This is a genomic window from Coprococcus sp. AF16-22, assembly GCF_003461545.1.
In the GTDB taxonomy this organism is placed as follows: Bacteria; Bacillota; Clostridia; order Lachnospirales; family Lachnospiraceae; genus Coprococcus; species Coprococcus aceti.
Genome location: NZ_QTXH01000007.1, coordinates 107,757 through 125,127 on the forward strand (window position 1 = coordinate 107,757; position 17,371 = coordinate 125,127).

The 17,371-nt window shown below is 45.1% G+C and carries 12 protein-coding genes and 1 pseudogene; 12 read left to right on the top strand and 1 reads right to left on the bottom strand.

The window, feature by feature from the left end:
* Nucleotides 1-156: 156 nt before the first annotated feature.
* The 7 genes from DWW60_RS09160 to DWW60_RS09190 all read left to right on the top strand — a co-directional run bounded on the left by DWW60_RS09160 (nt 157) and on the right by DWW60_RS09190 (nt 10,304).
* Nucleotides 157-6,399 (top strand): DUF4430 domain-containing protein, encoded by a 6,243-nt coding sequence (locus DWW60_RS09160; RefSeq protein WP_243002941.1) that lies wholly within the window; start codon nt 157-159, stop codon nt 6,397-6,399.
* 44 nt (nt 6,400-6,443) lie between these two features.
* Nucleotides 6,444-6,725 (top strand): homing endonuclease associated repeat-containing protein, encoded by a 282-nt coding sequence (locus DWW60_RS09165; protein ID WP_117875137.1) that lies wholly within the window; start codon nt 6,444-6,446, stop codon nt 6,723-6,725.
* Nucleotides 6,726-6,899: 174 nt separating this feature from the next.
* Entirely contained in the window at nt 6,900-7,292 is a 393-nt protein-coding gene (locus tag DWW60_RS09170; protein ID WP_243002942.1) for a helix-turn-helix domain-containing protein, read from the top strand.
* A 42-nt stretch (nt 7,293-7,334) separates the two neighbouring features.
* Nucleotides 7,335-9,236, top strand: a complete 1,902-nt coding sequence (locus DWW60_RS09175; RefSeq protein ID WP_117875139.1) for an HD domain-containing phosphohydrolase — start codon at nt 7,335-7,337, stop codon at nt 9,234-9,236.
* 21 nt (nt 9,237-9,257) lie between these two features.
* Nucleotides 9,258-9,665 (top strand): Hpt domain-containing protein, encoded by a 408-nt coding sequence (locus DWW60_RS09180; protein ID WP_158547589.1) that lies wholly within the window; start codon nt 9,258-9,260, stop codon nt 9,663-9,665.
* 138 nt (nt 9,666-9,803) lie between these two features.
* The gene (locus tag DWW60_RS09185; protein WP_117875141.1) at nt 9,804-10,052 is read left to right on the top strand and encodes a hypothetical protein; all 249 of its coding nucleotides are present in this window, start codon (nt 9,804-9,806) and stop codon (nt 10,050-10,052) included.
* Nucleotides 10,053-10,085: 33 nt separating this feature from the next.
* Nucleotides 10,086-10,304, top strand: coding sequence for a hypothetical protein (locus DWW60_RS09190; protein ID WP_147341855.1), 219 nt, complete (start codon nt 10,086-10,088; stop codon nt 10,302-10,304).
* A 139-nt stretch (nt 10,305-10,443) separates the two neighbouring features.
* Here the strand turns inward: DWW60_RS09190 and DWW60_RS09195 are convergent, their stop codons facing one another.
* Entirely contained in the window at nt 10,444-11,739 is a 1,296-nt protein-coding gene (locus DWW60_RS09195; RefSeq protein WP_117875145.1) for a serpin family protein, read from the bottom strand.
* 269 nt (nt 11,740-12,008) lie between these two features.
* Between DWW60_RS09195 and DWW60_RS09200 the strand changes: the two are divergent.
* From DWW60_RS09200 to DWW60_RS09220, 5 genes and pseudogenes are all read left to right on the top strand, one after another.
* A pseudogene (locus DWW60_RS09200) lies at nt 12,009-12,386 on the top strand (DUF4186 domain-containing protein); the annotation flags it as partial.
* Nucleotides 12,387-13,058: 672 nt separating this feature from the next.
* Nucleotides 13,059-13,313, top strand: coding sequence for a helix-turn-helix domain-containing protein (locus DWW60_RS09205; RefSeq protein WP_015534224.1), 255 nt, complete (start codon nt 13,059-13,061; stop codon nt 13,311-13,313).
* Nucleotides 13,314-13,543: 230 nt separating this feature from the next.
* On the top strand, nt 13,544-13,948 hold the full coding sequence (locus DWW60_RS09210; protein ID WP_117875147.1) for a MerR family transcriptional regulator: 405 nt from the start codon (nt 13,544-13,546) through the stop codon (nt 13,946-13,948).
* A gap of 21 nt (nt 13,949-13,969) precedes the next feature.
* Complete coding sequence (locus DWW60_RS09215; protein ID WP_117875149.1) at nt 13,970-15,721, top strand: 1-deoxy-D-xylulose-5-phosphate synthase; 1,752 nt, start codon at nt 13,970-13,972, stop codon at nt 15,719-15,721.
* Between the two features lie 310 nt (nt 15,722-16,031).
* The gene (locus DWW60_RS09220; protein ID WP_117875151.1) at nt 16,032-17,369 is read left to right on the top strand and encodes a TrkH family potassium uptake protein; all 1,338 of its coding nucleotides are present in this window, start codon (nt 16,032-16,034) and stop codon (nt 17,367-17,369) included.
* Nucleotides 17,370-17,371: the final 2 nt, after the last annotated feature.

Sequence of the window (17,371 nt, forward strand, 5' to 3'; positions counted from 1 at the left end):
GTGACGGCGTCTGACAGACACAGACAGCCGGGATATGCGGAGTACCCGGATGCGGATGACACGACAGTTCATCTGTTAGCTTTTGGGCGTGGGAAAAGCAGAATACATATTCCCTGCTTTATAACCTACAATTAAATAAAGAAAGGAAAATAGGAGATGAAACGAATCAGGACATTGATGCTTTCATTCTTATTGGCATGCGCAGTTTTAGTGGCACCATTTGCTTCAAATGCAAGCTGGGGCTATGTTCAGGCTGCCGCCGCAGAGAGTGATGGCGAAGTTGATTACAGCACTGAGTACGTTGTGCTGTCTCTTGAGGGATTTACTCTTGGTCAGGGCTTCTATATCGAGCCGGAGAGAATGTCCTACAAAGAGATCGGTGAAGTCTGGAAAGAGGAAGGCATAGACATCGACCTGTCTAAGCTTACCGTATCACAGGCTACTTACGCGTTTTTCAAGAAAGAGGGACTTGAAACAGAACCTTCAGGAACAGACAAATACAATAGTTCCGATTATTATCTTGCCAACATAAAGGGCATTGATAAGGGAGCTGCAAATGTTCCACAGGAGCTTAAGGATGCTTATCAGAAGAAGAATGGAAAGGCACTTGAGCTTAAGGACAAGACAGGAAAAGATCTTGGCCAGTTTGATTATTTCAGCATGTCTGGCTGGATGAACACAGTTGACAATATACTGGGAAATGTCGGCGCAGGAGAATATCAGGTAGATTCTGCAGCCGGAGTAGACAATACACACGTTATCCGTTGGCAGTTCACGCTCGCAGATTATGGCGCAGATCTGGGATATGGCTACAATCCGGATAAGAATACATTTGACTCTGAGTATGCATACTATGAGACTCAGGACAAGACAGAGCTCTATGTGCTCTATGCAGAGCATGCAGATGAGATAGCTAAGGACGAGGCTCTACGTGAAGAGGTTCAGGCGGTCATGACAGATCTCACTGCAACTGCAGATGAGGTTCAGGCAGTTGAGAAGAAGATCAGGGGTGACAAGAGAAATACAGTATCTGTAACCATGAATTATTCTGCTCCTTACATGACTCTGGCTGATTCAGAGGGCAATGAGATTGAAGTTGGAGAGCCTGATGGCAGCAAGTATACCCTTGAGCTTGAGCCGGGTACATACCGTCTGTCAGCATATCAGAAGAGCGGTGACGAGAAGACAGATATGGGATCTATAGATCTCGTAGTCACAGACGATCCACAGCAGTCATACAGCATATACAGCATCACAGATATAGCATGTACAGGTTATGACACTGTAGATGGCAACAAAAAATATTGGAAGGAAGACGTTGATTATACCGTCACAGGTAAGGTTATGTCTCCTGACAATGTGGACAGACATGCAGAGTTTGTAAAGACCAGGGAGGGGTCAGATGACTCCTGGGCAAAGTATGCAGGACTGTTCTACTATGCTGATATGGTGTCAGTGACATATGATCCGGTTGGAGATAGAGCAGATGACTATATCTCTAAGACTGTGTCAAACACACTTACATCCAACAGAAGCTACGGTTATTCAGTAGCTCTTGCAGCGGCAAAGACAGTAGAGTTCACAGTTCCAGAGGGAACTGAGCTCAGAGTTGGTACACTTTCAACATACTATATATATAAGGATGAGGCTGGCATCAAGATAGACAGCAAGGATGCCGGATATGACACATACAAGTATAAGCTTGGAAGTGGTATCACATATTACTACCGTGTAACTGGTGGAGAGGGAGTTACATACTGGAACTGGTTCTCCACAACCACAGATGCTGAGTACAAGGTAACAGCCGAGGATATGTACATCGGCGACAGCACATATGGCCCTGGCACAGTTGTACATGACATGTCAGCCAACAGCTCAGATGTCGCAGATATCTACATGACATCCAATGAGAAGGGCTATGTGTCAATGCAGAAGGGTGACAAGTATCACCTTGAGTGCTTCCGTAACTGGCAGGCTATAGAGGGTATCATGAATGCAAAATCAGCAGAGCCTGATTATCACTACACAGTTATCGATGAGAATGGTAACCCATCAAGTGATGTGATCAGCGTTGTACCTGGCGAGCATTCAGAGATAGCAGAGATCGAGGCAAAGTCAGAGGGAACAGCGATACTTCTCGTAACCTATGATGCAGAGATCAACAAGCCTGGTATGGGCGGTTCATTCTTCAGTGCGATCTGGCCTGAAAACACAGGTGTAGTCGTATTCACTGTAGGAAATGACGGCTCAGACATTCAGACAAATATGACATTAAATGCAGGACGCAACACAGAGACTGCTAAGACTGCTGTAGACAATCTGGATGCACAGATCGATGTTCTGTATTATCTTGAGGGAGCAGCCGGTGCAGAGTACACATTTACACCGGAGGATGGAGTGGCAGTATCAGTTCTTCATCCACAGATCACGGGAAACAAGCTTACATACAGTGGATTTACAACAGCAGATGTCAAGAAGAATGATGATGGAAGCTACACTGTAAGCGGTCTCACAGAGGGATCAAACATAATAAAGGTGACAAAGGACGGAGTTAGCACATATCAGGTAGTACGTGCAAAGGAAGTCCCGGTATCATACACATATAAGAACGCTGATGGTGACGAGATCTCAGCAGATGAACTCAGAGCCGGTGATACCATAGAGGTTTCATATGGTAAGCGTACAGAGGATGGCAAGAAGGCATACGACGGTCTGTATATTCCGGCCAACAAGCTTGCAGGAATTTACAACATGGCCGGAACTATAAAACTGTCAGATGGTGAGGGAAATGAATTCTCAGGAGCAAGCAACCAGTATGCATTTGCATCATATCCTGCTGCCCAGACAGTTACAGTCAAGATACCTCAGTATTTTGCAGGTGACGAGTACACGCTGAGCGGAGTTCTGTATGAGGGCGGATTTGGTTCGCCATACGGTTCACACAGAGAGGTCCGCCATGCAACAGGAAAGCCTGTACAGATGGCAGCAAGCGTACGTGTGGCATACCTTGGAAGTCTCCCGGATATGTCATTTAAGCTGGCAAAGACAGACTTTGTCCAGGTAAAGCTTGATGTAGTGGATGGTGCTACAAACGAAGCAGTAGAAGGATATAAGGTAAGCATAAAGGATACTGAAGGAAATGCCGTAACAGTAAATGACGGCAGCTTCAATGGTCTTGCAGGCAGACAGTACAATTACACTATGAAGTGTGCCGGATACATGTATGCCGAGGGAACATTTGAGATCCCGGAGGATACTTCCGGCGAGATGTCACAGACCATCAGCCTCACAGCGTCAAGTGCAACTGCTTGGGATGGCGAGAGCAAGACCGAGCCCGAACAGGTTGACGGAGTATACCAGATCAGCACAGGTGCAGAGCTGTACTGGTTTGAAAATGAGGTAAATGTCAATAAGAAGGTCGACATAAATGCAGTGCTCACAGCGGATATCAACCTTGCAGGATATAGCTGGACACCAATAGGTACATCGGGTGCCATATACATGGGTTCATTTGACGGCCAGGGACATACTATCAGCAATCTGTATCAGAATGATATAGGCTACTCAGGAATATTTGGACAGGCGGGTGCAAGGATCAGCGGCCTCACAGTAGAGGGAACTATCATCATGAGCACCAAGACTGCAGCAGGAGCGGTTGTGGGATACCTGTATCAGGGAACCACAGATGCACCGGCAAGAGTAGCAGGTTGTACATCTAAAGTAAATATCACTTACACAGGCACAAATACATCAGCTTCGATAGGTGGTCTGGTAGGATACTGTAACACGAACAAAATAAGCAACACAGTGATTGAGAACTGTGTAAATCATGGAACTATTAAGGCAGAAAACGGTGGTACCGTCGGCGGAATCATAGGATCTATGAGCAGCCGAAATATCTGCGTACAGAATTCGACAAACTATGGTGACATCACAGCCAAGACAAATGTTGGTGGAATACTCGGAAGCCACAATGAATACTATCCACAGGATCCTGGATGCAAGATCATTTCATGCTACAATGCAGGAACGATCACAGGCCAGACAAATGCAGGCGGTATTGCAGGTGTTTTCAAGGGTAATACGTCAAATGACGCAGGCGTGGAGATCACAGACTGCTACAGCGCAGGAACTGTAAATGGCAGTGACGCAGCCACAACAGGCGTATTTGCAGGTTATTCAGAGGATCTGACAATATCAGGATCTGCATATTCATGCACAGCCGCAGCAGATGAGAGCATCACAGAGAATCAGGCTTCATATGTATCGGCTGCTAATATAGAGGCAGTCAAGAAGCTCACAGTTGACACAGTTACCAAGATCAATGACGGAGAGGCCATCTTGAACGTGGCACCTGCAGCAGAGATCATGGCAAATGTTCCTCTGACAGCAGAAGATGGAGAATTTGTAGAGACATACAAGAAGGTAAGAACTGTAATTGACGGAGTTACTATCTTCAACATAGGTGTATATGACTACACAGCAAGTGCAGCCGGAATAAATGGTGCATCAAAGGATGGAGTTATCCTTGAGAACACAAAGGTTGAGGCAGCTTCAGCGGTTGACGCTGTAAAGCGTGCACTGGATAATGCCGGAATAGCCTACGATATTCAAGAGTCAGCTTATGGCCCATATATCGTATCTGTAAACGGACTTGCATCAGTTGCTGACTACTCAATGTCAGGATGGATGCTGTCATACAACGGAGACGACTTTGACAACGGTGGGCTTGGTTCACTGGATGCAAAGGATAACGACACTATCGAGCTTCACTATGAGCTCACAGGAGCAGATGTAGCAGCATCATTCTCAGGACTTCCTACATTTGAGTCCATGACAATAGATGGAACAGAGATAACATTTACCACAGAGACAGAATACGATGAGAATTGGAATTCTATCTACACATACAAGGCAAATGGAGAAGTTCTGAATGGAACAGGAACAAAGGCTGATCCATTTGAGGTCGGTGTTGTATTGCCGGAGAGCGCAGATCTTGTAAAGCTTGACATGACATACAAGACAACTGCGGATGGCCATTATGTTGTGGTTGACGGACTTTCAGCCAAGATCAACCTGACAAATGATGTTGTGTGCAGGATCACATCAAGAGGTGGAAGGACTGCATGGTACAAGATCATGGCAGTGACAGCACTCACTGAGGACAATACAAAGCTTGAGATAGCAGACGCAGAGTACACTGGAGAGGAGCTCACACCGGAAGTTACCGTATATGTAAATGACAAGAAGCTTGATCCAAGCAGCTATGAGGTTACATACAGTGATAACGTAAATGCCGGAAGGGGTACTTGTACAGTAAAGGGAACTGGTAAGTTCTCTGGTACAATTCAGGGCGAGTTCGAGATAAAGAAGTCTACAAAGACGATAACTACAGAAAAGACTGAGATCGAGGTTCTTGAAAATGCAGAGCCATTTGATCTCAAGGTTACAGGACAGGGTACACTTACATTTGCATCATCTGCACCAGAGGTGGCAGAGGTAGATCCTGAGACAGGACGTGTGACAGTCAAGGCTGTCGGTGAGACTGAGATCACAGTTTCATCTGAGGGAACAGAGAACTACGAGGCTGGACAGATCGTTATCAAGATAACAGTCAAGGAGGTTCCTGTAGAGCCAGAGGAGCCGGATACAAAGGTTACACTCACAAAGGACAACACAGTTATAGAAGTTGCAGATATGACATATACAGGCAGGGCACAGAAGCCTGAGGTTACAGTAACAGTTGACGGTAAGAAACTTGAGGCGGCTGATTATACAGCATCGTATGCAAATAACGTGAACGCCGGAACAGCCAAGGTAACTATAACAGGTAAGAACGATTATACAGGCAGTGTTGAGCAGACCTTCAAGATCAATAAGGCAGACCAGACAGTGACAGGCAACACATTATATGTATACAACAGATATATAACCGTTAAGGCTGCCGGTAAGGGAACTGTAACTTACTCATCAACAAACAAGAATATTGCGATAGTGAACAGCAAGTCAGGTCTTGTGAGAACCAAGAAGCCGGGCAGAGTACAGATAAAGATCACTGTCTCAGGCAACAGCAATTACAACAAGGCAAGCGGAATCGTAACTCTGATAGTTACCCCTGCAAAGTCATCAATAACAAAGCTTGCATCAAACAGCAGCAGAAGTCTTAAGGTGACCTACAAGAAGGTAAGCGGTGCTACCGGATATCAGATAACATATGCTACAAACAAGAACTTTAAGTCTGCAAAGACAAAGTATGTGAGCGCAAAGTATGGCAGTGCAACTATCAAGAATCTAGCAAAGAACAAGAGATACTATGTGAGAGTAAGAGCTTACAAGACAATAAATGGCAAGAGATACATGGGACTTGGCAGCTCAGTGAAGTCTGTCAAAGTAAAATAATTCTCAGGCCATAGAAACGCAGAGATGATCCGGAGGAAAGAGGTATGGAGAACAAGAGAGCTGGCTATACACGTGAAGAATGTTGTCAGATGCTTCTGGACGCATATATTTCACTTGGAAGATATCCGAAAAAGTCAGACTTTACACCGGAGCAGGTTGGCTGGATAAAATCCTACCTTGGGCCATGGCCGAGAGCCCTTGAGGCCTGTGGCATTCTTCCTGACCGGTCTGCGGAGCGGGCTGAGGCGAAGAAGCATAAGCGCATAGCTTCCAAGAGAAAGATGACTCGGTACAAGCTTGCGAAGCAGAACGGTAAGGCTGAATAAATAATTTTAAACCACAGGTTTACTTTTAACCTGTGGTTTATTTGTGTTATAGTATCTGTAGATTCCTTCTGACATATTTTATTATTAGTGTTCGGGATATTGACCCAGTTATAAGACTATTGGAGATATTGGTAGTCAGATAGTTTATAGCATTTACAATGGGAGGTATCATTTATGACACAGAACAATTTTCCAATGATCGATCTTTGCGCAACAGGCAAGAGGATCAAAGAAGTGAGAGAGCAGAAAGGAATCACCGTAAAAGCATTGCAGGCATTTCTCGGGTTCAATGAACCTGTATCGATCTACAAGTGGCAGAGGGGCGAATGCCTTCCTACATTTGACAACATGTATGCAATGGCCTGCCTATTCGGGGTAGGAATTGACGACCTTCTGGTGGGAAACCGCCAGGAGGTTGTTTTTGTTTGCGCGCCATGGGCGCGCTCTAACGGGTGTCATTTATCTCTGGGGACGGAGGTGGCGGGCACCTCCGTCCCCATTAAATGTTTGATTAATGTTGGTAGTATGTTACAATTATATCTATATGTAAGTATAAACCTGAGCTGATCTGGGACCGGAATAATGTGCGTGAAATGGGGGGGGTTCGGTATGAAGAATGTAAGCAAGAGGCAGTATATACTGACGCTGATAGTGAGTTTTGTGGCGATTGTGGTACTGTCGTTGTGTACGATCATGACATTTTATAGAAAATCGGTGAATGATACCCTGTCTTTGGCGGCAGAGACAGTTAAGCAGGAGCAGGAATATGTGAATTCTTACCTGAACCGAGCCGTGGATGCGGTGGAAGTTACGAAGATCACTGTGGAGCATATGATGAGAGAAGGCCGGTCGGGGCAGGATATACTGAACTTTCTCACGAATGAATCGGATTATTATCTCCAGGATATAGATGCGGCGTTCACAGGTGTATATGGCGTTATAAACGGCGAATACCTGGATGGCATAGGCTGGGTTCCCGGCGATGATTATGTGCCTCAGGAGCGCGCATGGTATAAGGCAGCAGTGGCGGCAGACGGCCAGCCAACCCTGGGCCAGCCGTACATCGATGCGCAGACAGGAGATATTCTGATGTCAGTCAGCCAGTTACTCTACGATGGCGAGAGTGTAATATCTCTGGATGTAACACTGGATCCAATACAGTCAGAGACGGAAAATATCAAATTAAATGGTCAGGGATATGCATTCGTCTGCGACAAGTCAGGATTGGTGATAACCCACTCGGACAAGAAAGAGGTAGGCCAGAACTACACTCAGGGAGAAATGTCTGTACTCATGAAGGGGATAGCGGACAATGACGGCGAACCGTTTCAAACAGTTGTTAATGATAAGAAGGTGACAGTTTTCAGCTATTCCATAATAGATGAATGGTATGTGGTCATGGTCATCACGAATGAGAAGCTGTACCACGGAATAAGAAAACTGATAGGCCACGATATAGGCGTTGGAATAGTTCTATACATAATTATAGTGTTCTTCTGTACCAGATCCAAGAATAGTACGGATGCGATCATGAGCCGGCTCGATGAGACAAATAACGAACTCACAGACCTGAATAATATGGTCATGCAGGCATTTGCCAAGACGATAGATGCAAAGGACAAATACACAAAAGGTCATTCTGTGCGAGTCGCCAGATACAGCCGTGAGCTGGTGAAACGGATGGGCGGCACGATCAAGGAGCAGGACGAGATGTATCAGATAGCACTGCTCCATGATATGGGCAAGATACGTATTCCTGACAACATAATCAACAAGCCGGGAAGACTTACGGATGAAGAATTCTCCATGATAAAGCTTCACTGTGTAAATGGATACCATATTCTCAAGAATATAAATGCATTTCCGGACCTGGCGGTGGGCGCAAAGTATCACCATGAGAGGTACGATGGAACAGGATATCCAAGTGGGCTCAAGGGAGAAAATATACCAAGGTGTGCAAGGATCATAGCGGTGGCAGACAGCTACGATGCCATGACATCCAACCGAAGTTACAGATACGCCCTGCCGCAGAAGATAGTGCGCGATGAGATGGAGAAGGGCAAGGGCAGTCAGTTCGATCCGGACATTGCAGAAGTCATGCTCAGGATGATAGACGAGGATGAAGACTACCACATGAGACAAGCCGAGAAGATGGTAAGCAATATCCTTGTTGTAGATGACGAGAAGATAAATATCAGACTTATAGAGAATATCTGCAAAAATGAGCCTCTCTACAAGGTTATTGCGGCAGAGAGCGGAAAGCAGGCCATAGACATAGTGGGAAATCAGCAGATAGACCTGATATTGCTCGACATCGAGATGCCAGACATGGATGGATTCCAGACGCTGGAAGAGATACGCAAGATCACAGACGTACCGGTCATATTCGTAACAGCTTATAAGGATTATAAGCTGATAGAGAGAGCGAGACAGATGGGGGTTGAGGATTATATTACGAAGCCGTTTCTTCCAATAGTATTCCTTGAGACCTTGTACGGAGTTATCGGTTAAATACAGATGGGGGGGACGACTTTGGAAAAGAAGCTGGTGAGGGATGTGTTGGATTTAGACGTTATGGGAAAACAGGATTCAGACACATCCTGTAAAGAAGTTAACATTGACCATGAGAAGGGCCTTACATACTGCGGGGGCAGTGAAAGCTTTTTGAAGGAAATAATTTCAATGTACGCAGCTGACGACAAGCGCACAGAGATACAGAAGGCTTTTGATGAAAAAGATTGGGACGGCTACAGGATATTGATACATACGGTAAAAAGTACATCCAGAACGATCGGAGCCATGGAGCTGGGCGATGAGGCGCAGGAGCTGGAGAATGCGGTTAAAGAATTTGATGTGGATATGATCTGCAAGATGCATGAGAGTGTGATGGCTTCTTACTCGGCTGTACTTGACTGGTGCCGTGTGACAACCGCTCAGTAGGTCCGATATTTTCACAAGACGATAGAATGTAGAACATAGTGCACATATGCAATATTGCAATATGCACAAAAACAGATTACTAATACATGAATACTTGTCATTTTCCCATATAATAATACGTCATTATGATATACAATATTGTATTATTTGAAAAATGGGGGAGACCAGACATTTGTTAAGCAGACAGATCCGGCATCCATACATGAGAATGATGTCATATCATTTTATTCATCGGATCCGGCTCTTTCTGGTGCGGTAAATACACATAGAGTTGTCTCGATAGAGACGGATGGTAATAATTACAGGTATATTACAAAAGGCGATGCCAATAATGTGGTGGACCGTTACGGTGTGGACTCAAGAGATCTGCTTGGCAAGGTGGTGTGATCATCGCTCATACTTGGCAAGATAGTGAGGCTTGTGTCCAACCCACTTATATTTGTACCCATAATTCTTGTTCCGCTTGCCATTATACTCATAGCCAACCTCGTAAAGACTGTATCCTATGCAAGAAAGATAGCAAAGGATGAGGAGGAAGCAGCTATAAAAGAGGCAATCCAGTATATACGGGAGAAGAATCTCAGAGAAACAGGTGACACGACAGAATCCAATGAGAATTCAGAGAGAAAGTTGGAATAGTGGGTCTATAGAAAAAAGCACACAAGATTTTGAGATCTTGTGTGCTTTTTTGATATTCGCAAAGAAAAGTGAAAATGTTCCATTCCTTTGCGAGTAAAAGCTGCTGAAGCAAGTCCTGGTATGTGTCGATAATCAAAAATTACAGCGAATTCACCCTGCCCATGAACAGGATCATGCCAGTGCTCTGATCTTCAATCACATACACAAATGGCTTGTCCACAATAAAGTTATATGTTTCCTCACTTGGCATCATTGCTGTTTCCTTGATCATGATGTCTGTCTCTGCTGCGGCTTTGGTTCCGTTCTCGTCCACGATCACCTTTGCTTTGTGGTTGACTGATGAAACGGCTATGCCATCGGCGATCTTGGAGAAGTCAGCACTCTCCGAATATGCCGACTGGATTCCCATGTTTTTCAGAATGTCGTCAAGACCGTCGATACTCTGCTCATCTGTGAATTTTGGGAGCTGGAGGGTATCGATCTCTACGTTGCTGGCATCATCCAGAGAGTCGATGAGTTTCTGTTTTTCTTCGTTGCTTAGTTTGTCAAAGAGTTCATTTATGTCTCCGTCATCGGCGGTTGGCATGAACACCTTCATGACAACATTGTCGCCGTCGTATGGAAGTGTGATTCCCTTGATCTCGCCGTTGTCCATGTATGCGAAGTGCTCACCGTAGAGATGCATCATATCAACAACGCTTTCCTTATCGGTTCCGTAGAAACTGCTCTGAAAAGTTTTATCCTCGGTAAAAGGAGTATCCCATTTTCCTTCGAAATAAACTGCGTTTATGAGCATCATCACGGTTCCACCAGGAATCTCCTTTAAGATTTCAGGGATCATCTTGTTGGTGTTGTCACTCACCCAGTTGTTGACATTTTGAACGACCTTGTCTGCCTGACCATCGAAGTCGGCTTCGTAGATTTCACCGGAGTAATAATCCTTGGCAGGTGTAAGAAAGTCGGAATTTATATTGGCCGCCCAAGTCGTTCCCTTGTTCATCCATACTGAATTTGCTGTGTTGACAAATGTATTCTGAGACCAGTCCTTTGACAGATATGCCTTCATCTCATCGTTCCACTCATCAAGGTCTGTTATGCCGAGAGCGTTTTCTAGCTCATTTTTTGTTGTACCGCCGGCACCTACATCCAGCATGGACAGTGCACTTGCAATGCTGTAAGGCGAGTAAAATATGTTCTTGTCAGTTGGAAGTGCAGAATACATATTCATAGAGAATTCGTTGATTCCGTTCTTTAGCTGGTCAAATGATGTTATATCCGTTTTGACCGAAGTCACAGTGATGTTGTCAGTGAGGGAAGTGACCGACGAATCAGTTTTGGTGTGACCGGGATTATTCCCCGGTGTATTTGTGCCGCAGCCGGCAAGACCTGCACACATACAGGCGCTGAGTAGTAAAGCTGTCATTCGTTTTTTCATAGTTGAAACCTCCTTATTGTAAAGCCCATCGTATCGTCCCGATGATTTATTGTAACTGGTATATCATTAACTCTCAATATATATACGAGTATCAAGAGTTTTTTTATGGTCTTTAAAAAATTTTTTTTATAAGATTCGTGAGGCAGTGAACAATGAACTTGGAAAATGTACGGATTAGATATATATTAGACACAGAGGCTTAATCAGCTTCTATAATCAGTTTTCATACGGAGGAAATACGATGGCACTTATAAATGGAGATGATAGGGTTGACAAAGGAAGAATGGTACGCCCGGCTTTTTGAGCGTCTGGGAAGGTCGAAATTTCGCAGTGGATTTCATTTGACACAGAAAGATATCGACTATATACATGAAAAGGGGCTGGATACCATAAGACAGCATGCACGGGATTTCATAGCGCAGAGGGAAGCTCCGGCATTCATACCAAATGACGGAAAGCAGACTCCCATGCGGGGACATCCGGTGTTTGTGGCACAGCATGCCACGGCTACATGCTGCCGGGAATGCATACGTAAGTGGCATACATTTGCCCCGGGAGTGGAGCTTGGTCCAAGACAGCAGGAGTATCTGGTGGATGTTATCATGACCTGGATAGTGAGGGAGCTGGCAGCTGCGGAAGAGAAAGTGGCAGAAGAAACAGCGACTGAAGATGCAGTGACATCGCAGACTGGAAAAGTGATGGCAGATGAGGCGGTGACGTTGCAGGCCAGAAAAGAGATGTCAAATGATATAAAAAGGCCATAAAAATGTATGTTTTCTACCAGTAGTGTAATGACAAATAATTATATCTGTGGTAGAGTACATTTTAGGTGGTCAAATAAAAGAAGAAAATCAGGACACACCAATAAAAAATGACTTAGGAAAAGGAACCCGGAAGGGTAGTCAGGAAAGGAAAGAATCATGTTAAGTATAGTTTTCGCTAAATACATAACCCGAGAGTTTAATAGTGATGTGGCAGGGAATACTTTACATACAGATGATAAGCTGCGTGAACATATGTACTCATATGGTACAGGGCGAGAGCGTACGGAACATGATCATACAAATATGCTGACCTGAATGATCTGAGCAAATACATAACAGATCAGATAGGTTTCGATAGACTGAGATCAGCCAGATCTATCAGCATTTATAGATTGGAATCATGATGTACGAAAAAGCGTCCATCCATGTGAGTATTATAGAAGTATTCATGTGGATGGGCGTTTTTTGCGTGTTTTTTAACTCGTCTTTGTGAAGAAGAAATCTGTCACAATTGTAGCAATGCAGATGAGATGAGAATTTTGGGAGGGAAGTATTATGTGTAATGTACCAACAATTGACATGACAGGAACAGGCAGAAATATTGTGAAGCTTAGACAGAATGCAGGTTTTTCTGTAAAGGATCTGCAGGATATATTTGGATTTGCCACTCCAAATGCGATATACAAGTGGCAGAAGGGTATGGCTATGCCAACCGTAGATAACCTGATCATTCTGGCCGCCATCTTTGGTGTAACAGTGGATGATATCATTGCAGTAAATATCTGCTCGACAGTTGGAATCAGTGCGTAGCATAAAAATTTACATATTCATGTATATAAAGGCGGACAGCGGTAACTACGTTGCCCGCCTCTTTTATATCCTGTATGGGGTCAGGCACCTCCGTCCCCAGGGGGGAGAAAATTGGGGGTTGACTTGGAGTGAGCTCCAAGTGATATATTCAATGTAACATATAGGTATTGTGTGAGTGCATATAGCTATAAATAGAAAGGTTTTCTTGAAATTAGGAAAGAGGTGGCAATATGACTATCAAAGAAGTAAGTGAAAAGTTTGATATCACCGCTGATACGCTCAGGTATTACGAGAGGGTTGGGCTTATCCCTCCTGTTGCTAGAAATGCTAACGGTAACAGGGATTATCAGGAAAATGATGTCAGTTGGGTTGAACACACTGTATGCATGAGAAATGCTGGTGTTCCGATAGAGGCGCTTATTGAATATGTAAAACTGTTCCAGATGGGAGATGCTACATTTGGCGCGAGGCTGGATCTCCTTAAGGAGCAGTATGAGAAACTTGAGGAGCAGAGAAAACAGATCGAAGCCACCATGGATAGATTACATTACAAGATATCCAAATATGAGGAGGCCGTGAAGACCGGCAAGCTTGTATGGGACGGGAAAATTACCGATGGCGAATGCACTATGTAAAAACAGGAGGATAAAGAAAAAATGTATATTGAAAATATCAACGGACCACAGGATGTAAAGAAACTGACAGTAGACGAGATGGGAACACTTGCAGACGAGATGAGACATGCACTTCTCATCAGAGCCAGCAAACACGGCGGACATTTTGGACCGAACTTTGGTATGGTTGAGGCAACCATAGCACTTCACTATGTATTTGAGTCACCTAAGGATAAGATTGTGTATGACGTGTCACACCAGAGCTATCCGCACAAGATGCTTACTGGAAGAAAGGATGCCTACCTCTATGAGGAGCACTATGATGATGTGACTGGTTACAGCAACCCGCATGAGAGCGAGCACGACTTCTTCGCGGTTGGACATACTTCAACATCCATCAGTCTGGCTGCAGGCCTTGCAAAGGCAAGGGACCTTCAGGGCGCAGAGGGCAATGTGATAGCGGTGATAGGCGATGGCTCCCTGTCAGGAGGAGAGGCCCTTGAAGGCTTGGACTACGCTAAAGAACTGGATGGCAACCTCATCATAGTTGTAAATGACAACGATATGTCCATAGCTGAGAACCACGGAGGACTCTATACAAATCTCAAATTACTCAGAGATACTAAGGGAACAGCAGAGTGCAATCTGTTCCGCGCCATGGGACTTGATTATTATTACGTGCACGAAGGCAATGATGTGGCAGCCCTCATAGACACATTCCAGAAGGTAAAAGATTCAAAGAAGCCTGTTGTGGTCCACATCAGAACCCTCAAGGGAAAGGGTTATGCACCAGCCGAGGAGCACAAGGAGCAGTGGCACTACAGCGGACCATTTGACATAGAGACAGGAAGATCGTTATTTGAAGGTGACGAGGAGGACTACTCAAGCGTGTCCTGTGATTACCTGCTTGACAAGATGAAGAAGGATCCAAAGGTCGTTGCCATCACAGCGGGAACACCGACAGTTATAGGATTTACAGAGGATAAGAGACGTGAGGCCGGAAAGCAGTTTGTTGACGTGGGAATCGCAGAGGAGACAGCGGTGGCACTTGCGTCGGGAATTGCAGCAGGCGGCGGAAAGCCAGTGTTCGGTGTGTACAGCTCATTTGTGCAGAGAACATTTGACCAGATATCCCAGGATCTCTGTATCAACAACAATGCAGCCACTATAGTGACATTTGCAGGGTCTGTATATGGAATGAACGATGTGACACATCTGGGCTTTCAGGATATCCCGATGCTTTCAAATATCCCGAATCTTGTATATCTTGCTCCGACAACAAAGGAAGAGTATATTGCCATGCTTGACTGGAGCATAGAGCAGAATGAGCAGCCGGTGGCCATCAAGCTTCCAGGTGGTGCGATGGTAAGTGGAAGACCTGTTACGAAGAACTTTGGAGATCTGAATAAATATGAGGTGACACAGAAGGGAAGCAAGGTTGCCCTACTCGGCCTTGGAACCTTCTACAGTCTGGCAAATGCCGTGGCAGACGAGATGAAGAGTGAGCTTGGAATAGATGCCACTGTCATCAATCCTTATTATATCACAGGGCTTGACGAGGAGCTTCTCGAAAGCCTCAAGGTAGATCACTCGGTTGTCGTCACCATCGAGGATGGTATACTGGACGGCGGATTTGGCGAGAAGATTGCAAGATTCTATGGTGATTCGGATATGAAGGTACTGAATTATGGTCTTAAGAAGGAATTCCTTGACAGGTACGATGTCGAAGAGGTTCTTAAGGATAATCGTCTTGATGCGGAGATGATCGCAGAGGACGTTAAGGGATTGTTGTAAAGTATATGATTATCTATGATAGATATGTTTATATGAATAATTTATTAGTAGAAATATAGAACAGACATAAAATGCCCCATATAATTCTGAAATTATTTATTCCCAGAAATTATATGGGGATATTTTATTCAAATGTCTGATCATGATATGATGCCGAGTTCTGTCAGAATTGATATGGCTCCTTCGGCGGTGTCTTTGTCAAAGCCGAGAGCCTTAATGCAATCTTAATACAGCACACCGGATCATTACACCGTTTTTTTATATTTCATGATATACTCTTTGTAAACAAACAAAAATAGGAGAAGTATATATGTCTGAAATTACACATAGAAAAAAGCGACTGTCATCCTTTAAGCTGATCGTTTTGGGCTTTGCCGGGGTTATTCTGCTCGGAGCACTGATATTGATGCTGCCGTTTTCATCGACTGCCGGAGTTGTTACGCCGTTTCACGAGGCGCTGTTCACATCGACCTCGGCCGTTTGCGTTACGGGGCTGGTCGTGCAGGATACGGGCAGTTATTGGTCCGCTTTCGGGCAGACGGTAATACTGCTGATGATCCAGATAGGCGGGCTCGGTGTTGTGACAGTTGCGGCATTTTTCGCCATGCTGTCCGGCAGAAAAATATCGCTGATGCAGCGCAGTACCATGCAGGACGCCATCTCTGCCCCGAAGGTCGGCGGGATCGTCCGCCTGACCCGCTTTATTGTACGGGGAACTTTTTTGATCGAGCTTATCGGAATGATCGTCATGCTGCCGACATTTTGTGGAAACTTCGGTATCAAGGGAATTTGGATGGCGGCATTTCATTCGATTTCCGCCTTTTGCAACGCCGGCTTTGACATACTCGGCACCGCAGAAAACAAATACCCGTCTCTTACGGGATACATCGGAGAGCCTACAATAAACATTGCAATTATGCTTTTAATTATTGTGGGCGGTATTGGATTTTTGACCTGGGATGATATTTACACAAACAAGTGGCATTTCAAAAAATACCGTATGCAAAGTAAGGTCATATTGGTAACAACGGCAATCCTCATTATCGCTCCCGCAGTATTCTTTTTCTTCTGTGATTTTACGGGGCTGCCGCTCGCCGAAAGGATTCTTGCGTCGCTTTTTCAGTCTGTCACACCGAGAACCGCCGGTTTCAATACCGCCGATCTTCCCGCTATGACCGGTTCCTCCAAGGCAATTATGATTCTGCTGATGCTCGTCGGCGGATCGCCCGGCTCCACGGCAGGCGGTATGAAAACGACCACGCTTGTCGTTCTGATTCTGAGTGCATTCTCCGTCTGTTGCAAAAAGGACGATGTCGAAGTCTGCGGCAGGCGCATTGACGGTTCGGCAGTGAAAAACGCCGCAGCCGTTGCCGTAATGTATTTCCTGCTGTTTTTTGTCGGCGGCATTGTTATCAGCACGGCAGAAGGTCTGCCGCTTAGCACCTGCCTTTACGAAACGGCGTCCGCTGTCGGAACGGTCGGGCTTACCCTTGGGATCACACCGCAGCTCGGTGTTCTTTCTCAGCTTATTTTGATCGTCTTGATGTATCTCGGCAGAGTCGGCGGACTTACCCTGATTTACGCGGCGATCTCCAATAAAAATCAGAGCGGTGCAAAGCTGCCGCTCGAAAATATCACAGTCGGATAAAG